Genomic DNA, 19868 nt, shown 5'->3' on the forward strand with positions numbered 1-19868 from the left:
CGCTGTCCGAGGACAGGCCACCAAGCATGTGTCACTCCACGCGCCTGGCCGACTACACAAGGAAGTGGATGGACGACACCACGCACAGCTTCGCCGCCCCGATCCCGTACGACCACGCCGCCGAGGCCCGCTGGGTACCCGAACCCGACAAACGACCGGGCCGCACGGCCTTCCAGCGTGACCGCGCCCGGGTGCTGCACTCGGCCGCGCTGCGCCGGCTGGCCGGCACCACCCAGGTCGTCGCCCCGATGCGCAGCGACTTCCCGCGCACCCGGCTCACCCACTCCCTCGAATGCGCCCAGGTCGGGCGGGAGTTGGGTGCCGCTCTGGGCTGCGACCCGGACCTCGTGGAGACCGGCTGCCTGGCCCACGACATCGGCCACCCGCCGTTCGGCCACACCGGTGAGGAGGCCCTCGACCAGGCAGCCGAGGCCTGCGGCGGCTTCGAGGGCAACGCCCAGTCGCTGCGCATCCTGACCCGGCTCGAACCCAAGCGCTTCGCGCCCCAGGAGGAGCAGCCCGCCGCCCGGCTCGCCCCCTGGCCGGGCCGCAGCGTCGGTCTCAACCTGAGCCGGGCCGCCCTCGACGCCGCCACCAAGTACCCGTGGACCAAGGGCGCCCACCCCGCCGACCCGGCCTCGCCCAAGTACGGCGTCTACGCCGACGACCTGCCGGTCTTCCGCTGGCTGCGAGCCGGCTCCCCGGCCGGGCGCAAGTGCTTCGAGGCCACCGTGATGGACTGGTCCGACGACGTGGCCTACTCCACCCACGACGTCGAGGACGGCCTCCAGGCCGGCCACATCGACCCGGCCGCCCTGCGCGCCCCCGGAGAACGCACCGAGCTCTTCAAGGTCGCCGAGCGCTACGCCCCGGACGCCGGGCCGGAGGAGCTGGCCGCCGCCCTGGACCGGCTGCTCGCCCAGGAGTGGTGGCCCCGCTCCTACGACGGCACCGCCCGGGCCCGGGCCGGGCTCAAGGACCTCACCAGCCAGCTGATCGGCCGCTTCTGCCTGGCCGCCGAGCAGGCCACCCGCGCCCGCTACGGCCCCGGCCGGCTCACCCGCTACGCCGCCGAGCTGGTGGTGCCCAGGGACGTCCGGCTGGAGTGCGCGGTGCTCAAGGCGGTGGCCGTCCGGTACGTGATGCAGCGCGAGGAGCAGGCCCAGCTGCGGGCCCGCCAGCGGATCGTGATCGCCGAGCTGGCGTACGTCCTCACCCAGCGTGCCCCCGAGGGGCTGGACCCGGTGTTCGCCGCCATGTACCGCGAGGCCGAGGACGACCGCGCCGCCCTGCGCACGGTCGTCGACCAGATCGCCACCCTGACGGACGCCTCGGCCCTGGCCCTGCACGCCAGACTCGTCGGCGCCGCCTGGGCGTGAGCGGGGGAAGGGAGGGCAGCGGCCGACGCGGCGCCCCTCGGCCCGCCGGGGCCGTCCCCCTGCGCCGCCGGAAAGCCCGGCCGCCCCAGTAGACTTCCGGGGTGGCCGGGCGGATCAGGGACGAAGACGTACAGGCGGTGCGCAGCGCACTGCCGATCGACGCGGTGGTCGGCGACTACGTACAGCTGACCAACGGTGGCGGCGGCGAGTACAAGGGCGTCTGCCCCTTCCACGACGAGAAGTCCGCCTCCTTCTACGTGAACCCCGCCAAGGGCGTCTTCCACTGCTTCGGCTGCCAGGAGAACGGCGACACCATCGCCTTCCTGATGAAGATCGAGCACTTCACCTTCGCCGAAGCCGTCGAGCGGATGGCCGCCCAGGCCGGCATCACCCTGCGCTACGAGGAGGGCGGCTACAGCCCCCGCCACCAGCAGGGCGAGCGCACCCGGCTGGTCGAGGCGCACAAGGTGGCCGCCGTCTACTACCGGGAGCAGCTGGCCTCGCCGGAGGCGGAGATCGGCCGCCGCTTCCTGGCCGAGCGCGGCTTCGACGAGGAGGCCGCCAAGGCCTTCGGCGTCGGCTACGCCCCGGCCGGGTGGGAGCACCTGGTCCGCTACCTGCGCGGCAAGGGCTTCACCGACAAGGAGATCCTCCAGGGCGGTCTCGCCTCGCAGGGCCAGCGCGGCGGCCTGATCGACCGCTTCCGGGGCCGGCTGGTCTGGCCGATCCGGGACATCGCCGGCGAGGTGGTCGGCTTCGGCGCCCGCCGTCTGCGCGAGGACGACAACGGCCCGAAGTACCTCAACACCCCCGAGACGCCGATCTACAAGAAGTCGCACGTGCTGTACGGCATCGACCTGGCGAAGAAGGAGATCGCCAAGTCGGGCCGCGCGGTGGTGGTCGAGGGCTACACCGACGTGATGGCCTGCCACCTGGCCGGGGTCACCTCGGCGGTGGCCACCTGCGGCACCGCCTTCGCCGAGGACCACATCAAGATCATCCGCCGGCTGCTGATGGACACCTCGCAGTACCGGGGCGAGACCGTCTTCACCTTCGACGGCGACGCGGCCGGCCAGAAGGCCGCCCTGCGCGCCTTCGAGGACGACCAGAAGTTCGCCGCCAAGACCTCCATCGCGGTCAGCCCGGGCGGCATGGACCCGTGCGAGCTGCGCCTGGCCCAGGGCGACGAGGCCGTCAAGCACCTGATCGACAACCCGGTCCCGCTGTTCGAGTTCGCGCTGAACTCGGTGGTGGCCCGGCACCGGGTGGACACCCCGGAGGGGCGGTCGGCGGCGCTGGAGGAGGCGGCCCCGATCGTCGCCAAGATCAAGGACCGCTCGATCCAGCACGAGTACGCCGTCCGCCTGGCCGGCATGCTCGGCATCCTGGACGAGCAGTTCGTCGTCCGCCGGATCTCGCAGCTGGCCCGCTGGGACCGCGAGCGCCAGCAGAACCCGCGCGGCGCGGCCGCCCAGCGCCGCCCCGAGCCGGTCCAGCCGCAGCGCCCCGCGCAGCCCGCCTTCCGGCTCAACCCGCGCGACCCGGCCCAGTTCGTCGAGAGGGAGCTGCTCAAGCTGGCGCTCCAGCATCCGGACCTGGTGAGCCCGGCCTTCGACCACTACGGCGAGGACGAGTTCCCGACCCCGCCGTACGCCGCCGTCCGGCAGGCCATCGCCAAGGCCGGCGGCGCCGCGTACGGGGCGGGACTGCCCGACTTCACCAGTGCGGTGCGCGAGGCGGCCCCGGACGACCAGGTGCGCTCGCTGGTCACCGAGCTGACCGTCGAGCCGGTGCGCTCGCGCCGCAAGGCGGACGCGATCTACGCGGGGGAGTTCCTGGTCAAGCTGCGCCTGCTCGCGGTGGACCGGCGGATCACCGAGGTCCGCGGCTACCTCCAGCGGCTCGGTCCCCGGGCCGAGGCCGAGCAGCTGCACGCGGTGCAGACCGAGCTGTGGCAGCTCCAGCAGTACGGGCAGCAGCTGCGCAGCCGGGGCGCGGCGGCGCTGTAACGCCCCGCCGGGTACCCGCCGACAGGACCTGGGCGCAGAAAGTCGGCGCACGAGTCTCGGCCACGGAGCGTGGCGTACCGCACACTGGAGGACGTCCCACCTCCGTACAGCGCGGGTCCGCCAGAGTCGCGCCCGCCCCGAGGGGATGCCCGTGGAGCAAGGCCTCGCCGCAGCGACCACCACCAGTACGAGAGCGAACCCCGCCGAACCGGCCGGGGAACAGGAGACCCACCACGGCCGGGCCGGGACGGCGCTCCCGGACGGTGCCCGGGTCCCCGCCCAGGGCCTGCCGGAGGGCCACCCGGACAGTCCGGACCCCGAGCCCGGGCCCGAAGCACAGGCCGGGGCCGAGGACCCGGACGAGCGCCGTGGGCCGCCCGACGACACCGGGCCGGCCGCCGACCTGCTGCGCCAGTACCTGCGCGAGATCGGCCGGATCCGCCTGCTCACCGCCGAGGAGGAGGTCGAGCTGGCCCGCCGGGTGGAGGCCGGCATCTTCGCCGAGGAGCGGCTCGACGGCGACCCGCCGCCGCCCGACCCGCTGGCCGGCGAGCTGGACACCCTGGTGGTACGGGGCCGGATCGCCAAGCGCCGGCTGATCGAGGCGAACCTGCGGCTGGTGGTCTCCGTCGCCAAGCGCTACGTCGGCCGCGGGCTGACCCTGCTGGACCTGGTCCAGGAGGGCAACCTGGGCCTGATCCGGGCGGTGGAGAAGTTCGACTACGCCCGGGGTTTCAAGTTCTCCACGTACGCGACCTGGTGGATCCGGCAGTCGATGAGCCGGGCGCTGGCCGACCAGGCCCGGACGATCCGGGTGCCGGTGCACGTGGTCGAGCTGATCAACCGGGTGGTCCGGGCGAAGCGCGCCCTGCTCCAGGAGCGCGGCGTGGAACCGACGGCGGCCGAGATCGCGGCGGCCCTGGAGCTGACCGAGGAGCGGGTGCGCGAGCTGCTCCGGCTGGCCCAGGAGCCGATCTCGCTGCACACTCCGGTCGGTGAGGAGGACGACGTCGCGCTCGGGGACCTGATCGAGGACGCCGATGCCGCCTCGCCCGCCGAGTCCGCGACCTTCCTGCTGCTGCGCCAGCACCTGGAGGCCGTCCTGGCCACCCTGGGGGAGCGGGAGCGCCAGGTCGTCCAGCTCCGCTACGGACTGGACGACGGCCGCCCGCGCACGCTGGAGGAGATCGGCGCGGTGTTCGGTGTGACGCGGGAGCGGATCCGCCAGATCGAGTCGAAGACCCTGGTCAAGCTCCGCGACCACGCCTACGCCGAGCAGCTGCGCGGCTACCTCGACTAGCGGTCGGGGGCTACTGGGACGGACCCGCCGACCCGGCCGGCGTGGGCTGGTCGGCGGGAGCCGCCGGGTCGGTCGGTGCCGGGGCGGCCGGAGTGGCCGGAGTGGCCGGCGTGGCCGGGGCCGGGGTCGTCGGTGCCCCCGCGCCGGTGCCGGGCGGGGGCGAGGCGGGTCCGATCGGGATCGGGGTGGAGGCCACCACCATGGCCAGGTCGGAGACCGCCGCGGTGCAGTCGTGGCCGGCCGGCTGGTAGCCGCAGACCTGGAAGGTGACGGTCGGGTCCGCCGCGTTCAGCATCGGCGAGTAGTTGTCGTAGCCCCAGTGGATGAGCGCCGTCTCGCTGTCACCGGTGCTGTCGGTGATCGTCGCGGAGTCCTTCGGCTGGCCCTCGGTGATGGCCGCCCAGGCAGCCTGGCAGGTCTGGCTGTACCGGAGGTAGACGACCACCTTGCCGATCACCTGGGTCTGCAGGGTCCGGGCGTCCTTGCCGCAGCCGGTGGTCTTCGGGTCCTTGTGCGCGCAGCCGACGGCCTGGCAGGCCGGGGAGGTCGGGCCGGGCTTGGCACCGGCGGAGACGCCGGCCGTGGCGGCGGGTTCGGCAGCCGCCGAGGCCTGCCCGTCGTGCCGGCCGATCCGCAGGCCCACCAGGACGATCAGCAGCGCCAGCACGGCCGCAGCGGAGACCAGCGCCGCGGGGCGCCGCCACCAGGCGACGGGAGCGGGACCGGGCTCCTGCCCGGTCACCAGCGCCTTGCCGGAGGCCGGCTCCTGGACGGTCTCGGCCCGGACGGCAGGTTGCCCGGCGGCAGGCTCCTCGGTGACGGCCGGTCCCTTCACGGCCTCGCCCGTGTCCGTGTCCGTGTCCGTGCCCACGGCCTCCGGCCCCGCCACCGCGCGCCGCCACAGCGCCCGCAGCGCGGCCCCGTCGCACACGACCGCACCGATCAGGGCTTCCACCGCCTGCTCGGTGACGACCCGTTTGCCGTTGAGCCAGCGCTCCCAGGAGGCCCGGCTGTAGTGCGTCCGGGCGGCCAGCTCGGACAGCGACAGTCCGGCGGTGTCCTTGATGTCCCGGAGTTCCTGCGCCAGGCGCCTGGCGGGCTCGGGCAACTCCTCGGGCAGCTGCTTCCAGGCGGAACCCAATGCGGCGCTCCAAACTCGAGAAACGGGGAGGGGGAACGGGTGAGCGGCAGGGTCCCGGCCCGGGCCGTTCGGCGTCTGCGCTTCTCCAACCTGATCGGTCTGGCGTCCCAAACCCCAGGTCACGGCGCTGAGACGGACGGAAGTGTCTCACAACCTCCGGAGCCGCTCGAACATTCACGTGGTCATCGTGCAGAGTTCTCTGGCCGGTGCGGTGCACCCGCCGGGGAACCGTTCGGGCACCGATCGACCAACCGTCGTCGGTCCGCACCCGCTCCCGGTTCCCCCACCGGACCGGGGCAGCCTCGCGGGGGGAGGCTGCCCCGGTCCGCCCGGGACGCTCCGGCGGGGAGGGCGCTTCGCTGCGCCCTCCCCGCCGTGACGTTCCCGGGTGTGCGAACGGTCAGTGGTGGAAGCCCGACCGGGCCGGCACCCCGAGATCCTGGAGCGGGACGGGCTGGCGCCGCAGCTCCGGCAGCAGCCGGCCGAGGTCGGCCAGCAGCAGGTCGGCGAGGTCCCGGGAGAAGCCGTTGCGGCAGACCACGCGGAGCACCGACAGGTCCTCCCGGTCGGCCGGGAAGGTGTACGCGGGCACCTGCCAGCCGCGCTCGCGCAGCCGCCGCGAGACGTCGAACACGTCGAAGGGCACGTCCTCGGTGGTGGTGAAGGCGAACACCGGGACCTGGTCGCCGTGGGTCAGCAGCCGGAAGCAGTCAAGCTTCCCGATCTCCCCGGCCAGGTAGGTCGCGACGTCCCGGCAGGCGCCCTGGACCGCCCGGAAGCCGTCCCGGCCGAGCCGCAGGAAGACGTAGTACTGCGCCGCGACCTGGGCGCCGGGCCGGGAGAAGTTGAGGGCGAAGGTCGGCATCTCGCCGCCCAGGTAGTTGACCCGGAAGACCAGTTCCTCCGGCAGCGCCTCCTTGTCCCGCCACAGCGCCCAGCCGACGCCCGGGTAGACCAGCCCGTACTTGTGCCCGGAGGTGTTGATCGAGGCCACCCGGGGCAGCCGGAAGTCCCAGACCAGCTCGGGGTCGAGGAAGGGCGCCACCATGCCACCGGAGGCGCCGTCCACGTGCACCGGGATGTCCAGGCCGGTGCGCTCCTGGAGCTCGTCCAGGGCCGCGCAGATCTCCGCGATCGGCTCGTACGACCCGTCGAAGGTCGAGCCGAGGACGCCGACCACGCCGATGGTGTTCTCGTCGCACAGCGCGACCGCCTGTTCGGGGCCGAGGTGGAAGCGCTCGCCCTCCATGGGTGCGGTGCGGGCCTCGATCTCCCAGAAGGTGCAGAACTTCTCCCAGCACACCTGGACGTTGACGCCCATCACTAGGTTGGGCCGGGCCCCGGCGGCGTAGCGCTCGGCGTTGCGGCGCATCCAGCGGCGCTTGAGCGCCATGCCGGCCAGCATGCAGGCCTCGCTGGAGCCGGTGGTGGAGCAGCCGACCGTGGAGTCCGGGTCGGGGGCGTTCCAGAGGTCGGCGAGGATGGCCACGCAGCGCCGCTCCAGCTCGGCGGTCTGCGGGTACTCGTCCTTGTCGATCATGTTCTTGTCCAGGCACTCGGTCATCAGCCGGGTGGCCTGCACCTCCATCGAGGTGGTGACGAAGGTCGCCAGGTTGAGCTTGGCGTTGCCGTCCAGCATCAGCTCGTCGTGGATCAGCTGGTACGCGGTGTCGGCCGCGACCGGGCCCTTGCCGAGCCGGTGCACCGGCGGGGCGAGCTCCATCGAGCCCAGCGGATCGGCGGCGCCCAGGAACGGGCTGACGCTCAGTCGGTGGCCGTTGGCGGCGCCTTTGTGCAAGGCCATGGGATCCTGCTGCCCTTCACCTCGGTGGCTGTGTCCCGACCCACGCTGCCACCGGGCGCCGGGTGACGCATCTTCACCGTCGGTTTCAGGCCGACGGGGCCGACGCCACCTCCGGGTGGATCTGGTCGCGGGCGGCCCGGAACTGCCGGCGCACCGCCGAGCCGATCGCCAGGTCCTGCTCCCCGTCGGGCTCGACGGTCTCGGCGTCCGGCAGCTCCCACTCCGGCGGCTCCGGGGTGCCCGCCAGCGCCCAGGCGGCCTGCCGGGCGGCCCCGCGGGCGGCGTGCGCGCCCGGCGGCGGCACCACGACCGGGACGCCGAACAGCATCGGGGCGATGCGCCGGACGGCGGGCAGCCGTCCGGCCGTGCCGAGCAGGAACACCCGCTTCACCGCGACGCCCTGGGTGCGCAGCACGTCGAGGGCGTCGGCGATGTTGCAGAGCATGCCCTCGACGGCGGCGCGGGCCAGGTGCTGAGGGGTCATCGCCTCGGCCCGCAGGCCGGTCAGGGTGCCGGCCGCGTGCGGCAGCGCGGGAGTGCGCTCGCCGTCCAGGTACGGCAGCAGCACCAGGCCGTAGGCGCCGGGGGAGGAGTGCAGGGCGAGGTCGCTCAGGCCCTCCAGGTCCCGGCCGAGCAGGGCGGCGGTGGAGCGCAGCACCTGGGCGGCGTTGAGGGTGGCGACCATCGGCAGGTGCCGGCCGCTCGCGTCGGCGAAGGAGGAGACCAGGCCGGAGGCGTCCACCACGGCCTCCTCGTGCACCGCGAAGATCGTCCCGGCGCTGCCGAGCGAGACCACCGCGTCGCCCGGGCCGAGGCCCAGGCCCAGCGCGGCGGCCATGTTGTCCCCGGTGCCGGCCGAGATCAGCAGACCCTCGGGGGTGTGCCCGGCGGGCTCGGCCGGGGGCAGGACGTCGGGCAGCCTGAGCTCGTGGCCGAGCGCCAGCTCCACCAGGTCCTGCCGGTACTCGCCGGTGATCGGCGACCAGTAGCCGGTGCCGGAGGCGTCGCCGCGGTCGGTGGTGCGGCGCTTGGGGTGGCCGAGCAGCTGCCAGACCAGCCAGTCGTGCGGCAGCAGCACCTCGGCGACCCGGCGGGCGTTGGCCGGCTCGAACTCGGCCAGCCAGCGCAGCTTGGCGATGGTGTAGGTGGGGGCGGGCACGGCGCCGATCGCGGCGGTCCAGGCGGCCGCGCCGCCGAAGGCGTCCAGCAGCTTGGCGGCGGCGCCGCTGGAGCGCGGGTCGTTCCACAGGATCGCCGGGCGGACCAGCACCCCGCCCGCGTCCAGGCCGATCATCCCGTGCTGCTGGGCGCTGACCCCGATCGCCCGGACGCCCTCCAGCAGGCCGCCGGTCGCGGCGTCGCCGAGCGAGTGCAGCCAGACCTGGGGGTCGGCCTCTCCCGGGCACAGGTCCTGGTCCTCGGGGACGGGGTGGGGCGCCTTGCCGGAGCGCAGGACGGCGCCGGTGTCGGCGTCGCACGCGACGATCCGGGTGCGGTTGGTCGAGCTGTCTATCCCCGCGACGATGGCCATGCCGAGATCATGCCTCAGCCCGGCCCCGGACGCGTCCGGGCCGGGTGGTCCGTTGCCGGTTCGCGACCGCGGGTTGGGGTTCGCTTGGCCCCGGTGTCACCGTCCCGTCACGGACGGGCGGTAGGCCGCCGGGTCGCGCGTCACGTGACGCGCGACCCGGCACCCCGTCACGGGCGGAAGGTGCCCCAGCCGTCGTCCCCCGCCCGGGAGCGGTTGAAGTACGGCACCCGGTCGGTGACGGCGTTCGGCAGCCGGTCGCCGACCCGGTCCGCGACCGCGCCGGCCGCTTTCCCGGCCACCGCCCCGGCCTGCTGCCGGGCCCGGTCGGTCGCACCCTGCACCGTGGGGTTCCGGGCGATCTGCCGGGTGACCTTGGCGATCTGCTCGTAGCGCTGGCGCCCGGCCCGCGAGCCCAGGACGTAGCCGGCCGCGAAACCCGCGGCCAACGACAGCTTCCACATGGTCGGATCCACCCTCTCCTGGCGGCTTCTGCCGCATTGCCCTACCCGTCCGTCGGGACGGCGAACCGTCTGCGCCCCAGCATCCCCGGCCTCGTCGCCGGGCGCGCGCCGGGCGCGCGTGGGGCACGCCGGGCGGCAGCCCGGCGGCAGTCCGGGAAAGCGATTGGCGGACCACCCCCCCGAGTGCGCTAATGTATGTCCCGCAGCGAGCGCCGAGGAGCCCGGGAAACCGGGGGCCGAGGCGGGAGCCGATCCCCCATAGCTCAATTGGCAGAGCAGCCGACTGTTAATCGGCAGGTTATTGGTTCGAGTCCAATTGGGGGAGCTCGGGAGAAGGCCCTTCGGGGCTCTGCTCCCGTCCGTGGTGCGGAAGTTGAGTACCGCGATCCCGCATAGCTCAATTGGCAGAGCAGCCGACTGTTAATCGGCAGGTTATTGGTTCGAGTCCAATTGCGGGAGCTGCACCGGGTCCGCCCGGTGACTGCTCAGAGCGAAGGCCCCTCGGTCGACCGGGGGGCCTTCGTGTTGTCGCCGTCCGGCTTCGCGGCGTGACGTACGCGACACCGTTCCGCGGGCCCGGCGGCGCTCCGGGCCGGCTCCCGGTTCAGACGGTCGCCCTCTGGTAGAGCTCGGAGACCCGCTCGTCGAAGGTGATGCTGTACGACGTGCCGGGGGAGTCCCCGCCCTCCTGGTAGCCGCCGATCACGCCGACCACCGTGCCGCTCGCGGTGACCCACGGGCTGCCGCTGGTGCCGTCGGTGTAGCCGCCGCAGTCGAAGCGCTCCTGGGTGGCGCTCTGCGAGCTGGTCCGGGCCGCGCAGGTGATCGGCTCGTCGCTCTCGTTCGGGTAGCCGGTGACCGAGACGGACAGCCCGAAGCCCTGGCCGGTGCCGATCGGGTTGCCGCCGACCGCGTCCTCGACCTGCTGTCCGTCGACCGGGCCCACCGTGACGAACGCCACGTCGTACTCGGGATCGTCGTCGGCCGCCCAGCGCGGGTCCACGGTGACCGCCTGCACCGGCCAAGTCCCGTACGGGGTGGACCCGTTGCGGTAGCCGGGGGTGAACACCAGGCCGTCCAGCAGGCCGATCCGGCGGTTCTGCACGCAGTGCGCCGCGGTGACCAGCAGGTTGCGCCGGGGGCTGTGCACCACGCTCGCGGTGCAGGCCCGCGGGCCCTGCGCGGTGCGGATGGAGAGGGTGCCGATCCGGTCCCGGGCGGGGCTCTGCTGCGCGACCTCGGCCGCGGGCGCCCCGTCCTGCCCGCCGCAGGCGGTGCCGGCGGCCAGCAGCAGGGCGGCCAGCGCGGCCGTTCGTGCCGTACGCGCGGGCAGTGCCGGGCGGGAGGCCATCGGGGCTCCGTCTCGTTCCTCGGGGCGGGCACCGGGGCCGTGCGTTCCGCCGTTCGTGAGGAAGATCTACCAGGCCGGCGCCCGGCGGCGCCACTGCCGGGGCCCGCCCGCTGCCCGGTCAGCCGGTGGCGCGGTCGTACAGTGCCTGGACGCGGTCGCCGAAGTAGCTGCTGTACGAGGTGCCGGGGGTGCTCCCGCCCTCCTGGTAGCCGCCGATCACACCGACCACGGTGCCGGTCCTGGTGGCCGGGTCGAAGTCGGTGACCCAGGGGCTGCCGCTGGTGCCACCGGTGTAGTCGGGGCAGTCGATCCGCACCTGGGTGGGGCTCTGCTGGGTGGTGGTGTTGGCGCAGGTGATCGGGACCTCGCTGCTGCTCGGGTAACCGGTGACCTTCACCGGGAGCCGGTAGCCGCGGTTGACGCCCAGCCGGTTGGCACCGAGCACCTGCTGGACCTGCCGTCCGTTCTGCGCCTGGACGACCGCGAAGGCGACGTCCATGTCCGGGTCGGCGTGTTCGCTCCAGCCGTCGTCCACGGTGACGGCCAGCAGCGGCCAGACGCCGCTGGGGGTGTCGCCGTTGCGGTAGCCGGGGACGAACACCAGGTCGCTGCGGCGGCCGAGCTTCGGGTCCCAGACGCAGTGGGCTGCCGTGACGATGAGGTTGAGCCCGGCGCTGTCGACCACACTGGCGGTGCAGAAGTGGTCGCCGTCGGCGTTGCGGGTGAACACCGCGCCGACCAGGCCGTTGAGCACGGTGGGCTTGGCGGTGCGGGTGACTCCGGTGTGCCGGCCGACCGCGCCCTTGAGCCGCTGCCGGTTCCAGCCGTGGCTGTCGGCGGAGACGCCGGTGGGCGGTGCCGAGGTGACGCTGGGGGCGCCCCCGCCCGGCCCCGCCGCGGTGGTGCAGCCCGCCGCGGCCAGCACCAGTGTGAGCGCCGCGGCCGCCGTCCCCGTCCCACGTTTCGTCATCCGCCCAGGCTGCCCCGAACGGGTGCCCCGCCGCCACCCGGGCTGCGCCGCCCGGGAGGAGCGCACCGTCGCGCACCCAGGTCTGCCCCCCGGCGCGCACCACGGGTGATCGACCGGCTATGCTGCCCGGGACGGCCTCGCTGGGCCGTCTGCTGCTGCCGTGCCGACGACCGGCGCGCGCGGCGAACCGGGGCGGTAGCTCAGCCGGTTAGAGCAGGGGACTCATAATCCCTTGGTCGTGGGTTCGAGTCCCACCCGCCCCACTTCTTCTTGCCCCCGGCGGCTGTCGGCCCCTTTCAAAGGAGGCCTCTGACCAGCCCGGACGCCGGGTTCCGTCGAGTGGAACTGTAGGACAGGATCCCGCCCGCCGGGGTTTGCCACGCCGCAAAGACTGTGGGGCCGTCACCGTTCGCCGGTGACGGCCCCACAGTCTTGGGTGCGGCTCAGCGGAGCTTGACCGGCTCGACGGTCAGGTCGCCGCCCTGGTGGTGCAGCACGGAGACGGCCAGGTCCGGGAGCTTGCCCTTGGCGGCCATCGCCTTCAGGTCGGTGAGCAGCGGCGAGCCTTCGTCGAGGTAGAACCGCAGCGGGGTCGACGGCTTGGAGGCGGCGAGGTCCACGATGTCCTGGGCGCTGCGGCGGGTGATCGCCCATGCCCACAGTTGCGCGGTGCTGCCCTGGTTGCGGTTGAGCAGGGTCAGCCAGAGGTTGTCCTCGATCCCGGCCCAGTCCGGGGTGGTCTCGCCGTAGAGGCGGGCGCCGGCGAGGGAGACCTGCAGCCGGCCGTCCTGTTGGTGGTCGGAGTGAATGGCGGCGACCCGCTGGGCCAGTGCGAAGTGCGCGCCGTCGCCCCGCAGCAGGGTCCGCCCGGGGCTGCCCTGCCAGCCGGTCGGGCCGGAGTCCGGCCCGGCGTTGCTGAGGACGGTGAAGGCCAGGCAGCCCGCGACGGCGACCACGGGCACGCCCGAGCGGAACCGGGACCAGACGGTCCGCCGGGCGCCGGGGGCCGGTGCGGTGCTCGGCCCGGCGAGCGCGCGGCGGCCGAACGCGGGCAGCAGGGCGGCGGCGAAGCAGATCACCCCGACGACCATCAGCTGGTGGATCATCTTCTCGTAGAAGTACGAGGTGGTGCCCGTCGTGAGGAGCTGGTACTCCATCACGCCGAAGCAGAGCAGCGAGACCGCGGCGAGCGAGACCAGCGCGACCTTGCGCGCGCGGTTGGCGCGCGCGCTGCGGGTCAGCAGGCCCAGGAACGCGGCCGCCACGAGGGGGAAGAGCAGGTGGCGTCCGGCCGGGCTGATGGCGCCGGGAAGGGTCAGGACGTCCGCCGAACCGGCCGACCCGGCGTTGGTGTACGGCGGGAACAGCGCGAGGGCGCCGGTCACCGCGGCGGTGGCCAGCACGGCCGGCCAGTGCCGGAGGCAGTCCCGCCGGTGCATGACGGCCCAGGCGAGCACCACGGCTCCGACGGCCGGCAGCAGCAGGTAGTGGCCGAAGGAGATGCCGACGGTCAGGGCGCCGAGCGCGGTGATCTGCTCGTGGAAGCGGCTGAGCGGCCTGATCGCCAGGGCGATCAGCAGGGCGAACAGCCCGAGCGCGAAGATCTCGCTCAGGAAGCCGCGGGCCTGGAGCTGCGGCACCTCGCCGACGACCAGGTAGACGGCGGTGGGCAGTGCGAGGGCCAGGCCGCGCCAGCCGCGCAGCGCGTGGCCGGCGACCCGCTGCACCGCCCACAGGACGGCGACCGACAGACCGGCCGTGGCCAGGGCGAACAGCAGGACGAAGAACGACAGCTGGGCGAGCGCGGGGCCCTGGGTGGCACCGCCGTGCGCGAAGCTGGTGATCACGGCCATCGTCAGGTGACTGCCCTGCGGGTAGGTGGCGAGGCCGTCCGCGACGGTGGCGGCGGCCTCGCTCTTGTGCAGGGTGGTCAGGCCGCCCAGGCGCAGGATGGTGTCGTACAGCGCCGCGTGCCGGGCGAGGTCCTCGTACAGGATGATCAGGCCCAGCCGCTCGGTGGCGTTCCGGCGGACGATGGGGTACAGCGTGAACGCGACGGCCGCGGCCGCCGGCAGCAGCAGGGCGAGGTCCCGGGTGGGAACCAGTCGGCGCAGCCGCGCCCACAGTCGCTCGGCCCGTCCGGCGGGCCGGGGGCCCTGGAGGAGCAGGATCGCGATCAGCGGCACGGCGGTGGCCTCGGTGAGTGCCACCGGGTGCAGGCCCCACGGCCAGTAGCTGGCGAGCAGGCTGAGTGCGCAGGTCCAGCCGATCAGGACGCCGCCGGAGATCATCAGCCGGTCGAAGGCGGTGGCCCGGGAGCGGATGAGGGTCGCGGCGGCGAACCAGACCAGCCCGAAGCTGAGCAGATCGGCCGAGACCAGGTGGAACAGCGGCGGGAGGACCAGGAGGGCCGCGACGAGCCGGAGCTGTGCGGCGTCCGGCCGTTCGAACCGGGCCCATGGGCGCTGCCGCTCAGTCCCCGTGCCCGGGCTCGTTCTGTCCGGTGTGCCGATGGACTCGGCAAGCGCTGTCATGGATGCGATTCCCCACAAGTGATGCTGAGCCTTCAGAAAACAGGCGGTAAGTATCGGGGTGACAAGTCTGCCGTATCGGCGGCGTGCCCGGGGTGTCGGGGGGTCGTCCTCGTGCTGACGGGTGGCGTCGGCTCCAAGAAAAGTGATATCACTTTGCCATCGGATGCGGATGCTCGATGAAGGAGTCGCTCCCATGGCCACACCGCCTTTCGCCGTCGAGGACGGCCCTGTCCTGGACCTCCCGGCCCCCAAGATCACCGAACGGGTCATCGCCGGGGCGGCCGGCCTGCCGGTGCTCGGCGGCGCTCTGCTCGGCCTGCTCGCCGGGGTCGGCTCGTTCATCGTCGGCGCGGCCCAACTGGCCGTCCGCACCAACGCGTTGGGCATCGCCCTGATAGTCGCCGGACCGCTGCTGGTGCTCGGCTCGGTGCTGCTGATGTGCGGCCTGACGGTGGTCTCGCCCGGCCAGGCCCGGGTGGTCCAGCTGCTCGGCCGCTACCGGGGCACCATCCGCGCCGAGGGTCTGACCTGGCTGAACCCCTTCACCAGCCGCCGGCGGATATCCACCCGGATCCGCAACCACGAGACCGAGACCACCAAGGTCAACGACGCGGACGGCAACCCGATCGAGATGGCCGCCGTGGTCGTCTGGCAGGTCGAGGACACCGCGATGGCGGTCTTCGAGGTGGACGACTACGCCGACTTCGTCGCCATCCAGACCGAGACCGCCGTGCGGCACATCGCCACCAGCTACCCGTACGACGCCCACCACGAGGGCCAGTTGTCGCTGCGTGACGGTGCGGACGAGATCGCCCGCAAGCTCTCCGCCGAGATCTCCGCCCGGGTGGCCTTGGCCGGAGTGCGAGTCGTCGAGTCCAGGATCACCAGGCTCGCGTACGCTCCGGAGGTCGCCCAGGTGATGCTCCAGCGTCAGCAGGCCGGGGCCGTGGTCGCGGCGCGCAGGCTGATCGTCGAGGGCGCCGTCGGCATGGTCGAGGAAGCGCTGGACCGGCTCGCCGAACGCGATGTCGTGGACCTGGACGAGGAGCGCAAGGCCGCCATGGTGAGCAACCTCCTGGTGGTGCTCTGCGGCGACCGCGGCACCCAGCCCGTCGTGAACACGGGCTCCCTCTACCAGTAAAGGCGAGGCCTTGGCGACGGAACGGAAGAAGCTCCTGTTGCGACTGGATCCTTCGGTTCACGACGCACTCGCCCGATGGGCCGCGGACGACCTGCGCAGCACCAACGCGCAGATCGAGTTCCTGCTCCGCCGCGCCCTCGCCGACGCGGGCCGGATGCCCGGCGGCGCGGCCCGGCTTCCCCGGCGCGGACGCCCGCCCAAGGAGAGCCCGCCCGAGGACGCCCCGGCCGAGGACGGCCCCGCCGAGAACAGCCCCGAGCGAGGCGGCTCCGACGGGAGCTGACCGGAGGCCGGGCACACGAAGACCCTTCGGAGACCGACATGGACCTGCCCGTCACCCTCCCCGAGAAGCTGTACCTGCTCGCCTACGACCCGCGGCGCGGACGGACCACCCAGCACTCCTCGCTCAACCTGCTGCTGCAGGCGGCGGCGCTGACCGAGCTGTTGCGCCGGGGCCTGCTGTACGAGGAGGGCCGCAAGGCCGTCGCCCGGGTCCGCGCCGGCGACGCCGAGACCGGCCTCGACCCTTACAGCGCCCGCCTGTTGGGCCAGATCCGGAGGAGTCGGCCGCAGAGCTGGAGCTCGTGGGTCGGCCGGGCCAGGAGCGTCGGGCGCGACCAGCCGATCCGCTGCGTCCGGGACGGCCTGGTGGACTCCGGCCGGATCGCCCTCCGGCCGCACCGGGTGGCCGGGTTGTTCCCGGTGGCCCTGGTCACCCTGGACGACCCCGGGGCCCGCGAGGCGCTGGTGGCCTCCGTCACCGGGGCGCTGAAGGGACCGCTCAGCCGGGTCGACCCGGCCGACGCGGCGCTGACCGCCCTGGTCGCGGCGGGGAAACTCCGCTCGGCCCTGAGCACCAGGGAGCGCAGGGAGTACCGCGGCCGGATCGGGAAGCTGGCCCCGGCGGCCGGCCCGGTCCCGCGCGCGCTCGGCAGGGCCCTGGCCTGGCGGATGGCCGGCCACGCGGCGGAGAGCGCGGCCGTGGGCTGACGGGCCGTCCACGGGGGTGCCGGCCCGTCCCCGGTGCGCGGAGCCCGGACGCCGGTCAGGCGTCCCGGCTCCGCGCGTGCGCCTAAGCTGGCCGGGTGCTCGAACCCGCCCTGCTGCCGACCCCGCTGGTGGACTGCACCGACGAGGCCTTCGCCCGGGCCGGGGTGGAGCTGCGGCTGAAGCGGGACGACCTGCTGCACCCGACCGTCCCCGGCAACAAGTGGCGCAAGCTGGCGCCCAACCTGGCCGCCGCCGTGGAGCAGGGCCACACCCGGCTGCTGACCTTCGGCGGCGCGTACTCGACCCACCTGCGGGCCGTCGCGGCCGCCGCCGGGGCGCTCGGGCTGGAGAGCGTCGGGCTGGTCCGCGGCGAGGAGCTGGCCGACCGGCCGCGCAACTGGTCGCTGCGGGCCGCCGAGGCGGCCGGGATGCGGCTGGAGTTCCTGACCCGGGCCGAGTACCGGGAAGCCACCGGCCGGGCCGAGGCGGAGCACGGCACGGACGCCCTGCTCCGCCGCTGGGGCCGCTGCCTGGTGCTCCCGGAGGGCGGCTCCAATGCCCTGGCCGCCGTCGGCGCGGCCGCGATCCCGGCCGAACTGCCCGATCTCGGCGAGCGGGACGTGGTCTGCTGCCCGGTCGGCACCGGCGGCACCCTGGCCGGCATCGCGGCCGGCCTGCCGGCGGGCGCGCGGGCGCTCGGGGTGGCCGTGCTGCGCGGCGGCGAGGGTTACCTGGAGGCCGAGGTCGCCCGGCTGCACCGGGCCGCCTACGGGCGAGGGTTCGGCAACTGGCGGATCGACCACGCGCACCACGGCGGCGGCTACGGCAGGGTCCCGGCCGAACTGGCCGGCTTCGCCGAGCGGTTCGAGCGCCGCCACGGCATCCCGCTGGAGCGCCGCTACGTCGCCAAGCTGCTCGCCGCGCTGGCCGACCTGACGGCGGGGGGCGTCTTCCCGCGCGGCACCCGCCTCACCGCCGTCGTCACCGGGCTGCCGGATCCGCAGTAGCGGCCCGGCCGGCCGTGGGTCAGCCGTCGGCCGCGGGCCGGGCGGTCAGCCGAAGGTCAGGTCGGCGCACGGGTCGGTGTCGGCGTTGCGGGTGTTCTCCGCTATGCCGGTGGGGATGCCGCTCGGGGCGGCGCCGGGGGTGCTGCCCGCCGTGGTGCCGGCCGGGGCACCGGGCGCCGGGCTCGGGGCGGTCACCGAGTCGGGCGCCGGGCTCGGGGCGGTCACCGAGTCGATCCGGGTGCCCGCCGTGCGCTCGTCGGGGCCGATGGTGACGGTGATCGCCTCCGAGCCGGGGGACTCGACGACCTTGGCGCCGGGGAAGAGCGCGGCGACCTGGTCGGCGGCGGCCTTCAGCGCGGGGTCGTAGGCGACCCGGGTGGCCCGCTGCCCGGGGGCGTTGGGGCCGAGCGTGATGTTCTGGAAGCCGCGCGCCTTGAGCGTCTCGGCGCCGGAGCCGGCCACGCCGGGCGTGCCGGTCCCGTTGACCACGGTGATCGGCGTCGCGGCCTGCTCCGGGGTGAGCGGGGCGGTCGGAGCGGCGGGGCCGGCGGTGGGGGAGGAGGTCACCTGGCCCGTCCCGGCGGTGCTCTGCCCGTCCAGGGTGCGGTCCTCGCGCAGCAGCTTCCAGAGGGTGTCGGCGTCCGGCTGGACCAGCCGCACCCGGTCGCCGGCGAACCGCCAGGGGGCGGTGACGAAGGAGACGTCGGAGAGCTTGATGTCCTGGACCGAGCGGGCGAAGTCCACCAGCTTCATCGCGGTGCCCAGCCCCTCGTCCACGGTGAGCGACTTGGTGGCCGCGTCGGCCAGCGGCAGCAGGGTGGGCAGCGAGAAGCCCTGGCCCTGCACCTTCTTGATCATTGAGGAGAGGAAGGCCTGCTGGCGCTTCATCCGGCCTATGTCGGAGTTGTCGCCGATGCCGTGGCGGGCCCGCAGGTAGTCCACCGCGGACTGCCCGGAGAGCTTCTGGAGGCCCTTCTTGAGGTGGATGCCGTACTCGTTGACGTCGTTGGGCACGCAGGCCTCCACGCCGCCCACGGCGTCCGACATCGCGGCCGCGCCCTTGAAGTCGACCACGACGGTGTGGTCGATCCGCAGCCCGGTGAGCTTTTCGACGGTGTTCTGGGTGCAGGCCGGATTGCCCTTCTCGGCCAGGCCCACGGTGAAGGCGGAGTTGAACATCTGGTCGGTCTTCGGCGCCGTCCAGGTGCCGTTCGGCAGCTTGCAGGACGGGATGGTGACCAGGGTGTCGCGGGGTATCGAGACGCCGACGGCGTGCTTGTGGTCGGCGTAGATGTGCACCAGGATCGCGGTGTCCGAGTGGCCGACGCCCTCGTCACCGCCGCCCAGCGAGTCGTTGCCCCCGTCGCGGGTGTCCGAGCCGAGCAGCAGCACGTTGACGGGGACGGAGGCGCCCGGGCTGGCCGGGACGGGGGCCGGCGGGCGCTCGGTGGCGACGCCGCCCGAGTCGAAGGTGGTGATGTTGTTGTCCAGCCGGTGGTAGAACCAGGCTCCGGCGCCCACGACCGACAGCACCAGTACGGCGGCCAGGCCGATGGCGGTCCGCAGGTAGCGGCGCCGACGCGTGCTGCTGCTCATCCTCTGTGCCCCCCGTCTTCAGGTTTCTCGCGTTCGATGTTCGAACGTTAGACGCTCCGGGAGGCGGTTCGGTTACCCCCCCGGGGCCAACGGGCAGCCCCCGGGGTCTGTGATGCTGGTCACGCACCCGGGCCGGAGGCGCCCGCGAGCATCCGCCGGAGCAGGTCGCGCAGGGCCGTCCGCTCCTCCGGGCCGAGCGCGGCCAGCGGCTCGCGTGCGAAGTTCAGCGACTCGCGCAGCTCCTCGGAGGCGGCCGAGCCGGTGTCGGTGGCGGCGACCAGCTTGACCCGGCGGTCCTGCCGGTCGGCCTCACGGGTGACGAAGCCGCGGGATTCGAGCCGGTCGACGATGCCGGTGATGTTGGACGGCTCGCAGCTGAGCGTCTGGGCGATCTGGCGCATCGGCATCGGTCCGCGCCGCAGCAGGGCGAGCACCTTGGCCTGGGCGCCGGTGAGCGAGCGGGCGGCGGCGGCGTCCTCGTACTCGCGGTGGAACAGTGCGACCAGGTTGGCCATCAGGTCGACGACCTCGCGGGTGATCTCGTCGGGCTGCGGCGTGGCGTCCTGGATCGGCTGAGTGTCCATGGTCCAGAGTCTACCTGAAAAGTTGACAAGATGAACCTTTCATGCTCATCGTTACTTAAGTTGCTCAACT

Annotated in this window: 16 protein-coding genes and 3 tRNA genes; 10 read left to right on the plus strand and 9 right to left on the minus strand. The window is 73.7% G+C overall.

The annotated features are described in order from the left end of the window. Positions 1-68: 68 nt before the first annotated feature. The 3 genes from AB0O11_RS03495 to AB0O11_RS03505 all read left to right on the plus strand — a co-directional run bounded on the left by AB0O11_RS03495 (position 69) and on the right by AB0O11_RS03505 (position 4688). Positions 69-1379 carry a deoxyguanosinetriphosphate triphosphohydrolase gene (locus tag AB0O11_RS03495; RefSeq protein ID WP_363381324.1) on the plus strand — a complete coding sequence of 437 codons (1311 nt, stop codon included), beginning with the start codon at positions 69-71 and terminating at the stop codon, positions 1377-1379. Positions 1380-1480: 101 nt separating this feature from the next. Continuing rightward, positions 1481-3388, plus strand: coding sequence for a DNA primase (gene dnaG / locus AB0O11_RS03500; protein ID WP_363381326.1), 1908 nt, complete (start codon positions 1481-1483; stop codon positions 3386-3388). 151 nt (positions 3389-3539) lie between these two features. Next, entirely contained in the window at positions 3540-4688 is a 1149-nt protein-coding gene (locus AB0O11_RS03505) for a sigma-70 family RNA polymerase sigma factor (protein ID WP_363381328.1), read from the plus strand. A gap of 10 nt (positions 4689-4698) precedes the next feature. Here AB0O11_RS03505 and AB0O11_RS03510 read toward each other — a convergent pair whose 3' ends face one another. From AB0O11_RS03510 to AB0O11_RS03525, 4 genes are all read right to left on the minus strand, one after another. Continuing rightward, positions 4699-5829, minus strand: a complete 1131-nt coding sequence (locus AB0O11_RS03510) for a DUF2690 domain-containing protein (RefSeq protein WP_363381330.1) — start codon at positions 5827-5829, stop codon at positions 4699-4701. 400 nt (positions 5830-6229) lie between these two features. After that, positions 6230-7633, minus strand: a complete 1404-nt coding sequence (locus AB0O11_RS03515; RefSeq protein ID WP_363381332.1) for a glutamate decarboxylase — start codon at positions 7631-7633, stop codon at positions 6230-6232. Between the two features lie 85 nt (positions 7634-7718). After that, a complete protein-coding gene (locus tag AB0O11_RS03520; protein WP_363381334.1) occupies positions 7719-9164 on the minus strand; it encodes an FGGY family carbohydrate kinase in 1446 nt (481 codons plus the stop codon). A gap of 167 nt (positions 9165-9331) precedes the next feature. Further along, on the minus strand, positions 9332-9637 hold the full coding sequence (locus AB0O11_RS03525) for a hypothetical protein (protein ID WP_363381336.1): 306 nt from the start codon (positions 9635-9637) through the stop codon (positions 9332-9334). Between the two features lie 240 nt (positions 9638-9877). Here AB0O11_RS03525 and AB0O11_RS03530 point away from each other — a divergent pair. Beyond that, positions 9878-9950 (plus strand) — tRNA-Asn (locus AB0O11_RS03530). 61 nt (positions 9951-10011) lie between these two features. Continuing rightward, positions 10012-10084, plus strand: a tRNA-Asn gene (locus AB0O11_RS03535). Between the two features lie 145 nt (positions 10085-10229). Here AB0O11_RS03535 and AB0O11_RS03540 read toward each other — a convergent pair. Further along, positions 10230-10976: a trypsin-like peptidase domain-containing protein gene (locus tag AB0O11_RS03540; protein WP_363381338.1), complete on the minus strand. Its 747-nt coding sequence runs from the start codon at positions 10974-10976 to the stop codon at positions 10230-10232. A gap of 118 nt (positions 10977-11094) precedes the next feature. Further along, on the minus strand, positions 11095-11946 hold the full coding sequence (locus tag AB0O11_RS03545; protein ID WP_363381340.1) for a hypothetical protein: 852 nt from the start codon (positions 11944-11946) through the stop codon (positions 11095-11097). 189 nt (positions 11947-12135) lie between these two features. On the opposite strand from AB0O11_RS03545, the gene AB0O11_RS03550 reads away from it, so the two are divergent. Beyond that, positions 12136-12209, plus strand: a tRNA-Ile gene (locus AB0O11_RS03550). Positions 12210-12389: 180 nt separating this feature from the next. Here AB0O11_RS03550 and AB0O11_RS03555 read toward each other — a convergent pair. Beyond that, entirely contained in the window at positions 12390-14480 is a 2091-nt protein-coding gene (locus AB0O11_RS03555; protein ID WP_363381341.1) for a hypothetical protein, read from the minus strand. 193 nt (positions 14481-14673) lie between these two features. Between AB0O11_RS03555 and AB0O11_RS03560 the strand changes: the two genes are divergently transcribed. The 4 genes from AB0O11_RS03560 (at position 14674) to AB0O11_RS03575 (ending at position 17618) form a co-directional block, all read left to right on the plus strand. Next, the gene (locus AB0O11_RS03560) at positions 14674-15621 is read left to right on the plus strand and encodes an SPFH domain-containing protein (protein WP_363381342.1); all 948 of its coding nucleotides are present in this window, start codon (positions 14674-14676) and stop codon (positions 15619-15621) included. A 10-nt stretch (positions 15622-15631) separates the two neighbouring features. Continuing rightward, complete coding sequence (locus AB0O11_RS03565) at positions 15632-15904, plus strand: hypothetical protein (protein ID WP_363381344.1); 273 nt, start codon at positions 15632-15634, stop codon at positions 15902-15904. A 38-nt stretch (positions 15905-15942) separates the two neighbouring features. Next, positions 15943-16611, plus strand: a complete 669-nt coding sequence (locus AB0O11_RS03570; RefSeq protein ID WP_363381345.1) for a GPP34 family phosphoprotein — start codon at positions 15943-15945, stop codon at positions 16609-16611. Between the two features lie 95 nt (positions 16612-16706). Next, positions 16707-17618 (plus strand): pyridoxal-phosphate dependent enzyme, encoded by a 912-nt coding sequence (locus AB0O11_RS03575; protein ID WP_363381347.1) that lies wholly within the window; start codon positions 16707-16709, stop codon positions 17616-17618. A 45-nt stretch (positions 17619-17663) separates the two neighbouring features. Here AB0O11_RS03575 and AB0O11_RS03580 read toward each other — a convergent pair whose 3' ends face one another. Together AB0O11_RS03580 and AB0O11_RS03585 are read right to left on the minus strand one after the other, a co-directional pair. Further along, positions 17664-19214, minus strand: a complete 1551-nt coding sequence (locus AB0O11_RS03580) for an LCP family protein (protein WP_363381349.1) — start codon at positions 19212-19214, stop codon at positions 17664-17666. Between the two features lie 119 nt (positions 19215-19333). Next, entirely contained in the window at positions 19334-19798 is a 465-nt protein-coding gene (locus AB0O11_RS03585) for a MarR family transcriptional regulator (RefSeq protein ID WP_363381351.1), read from the minus strand. Positions 19799-19868: the final 70 nt, after the last annotated feature.

Source organism: Kitasatospora sp. NPDC093102, assembly GCF_040683915.1.
Lineage (GTDB): Bacteria > Actinomycetota > Actinomycetes > Streptomycetales > Streptomycetaceae > Kitasatospora.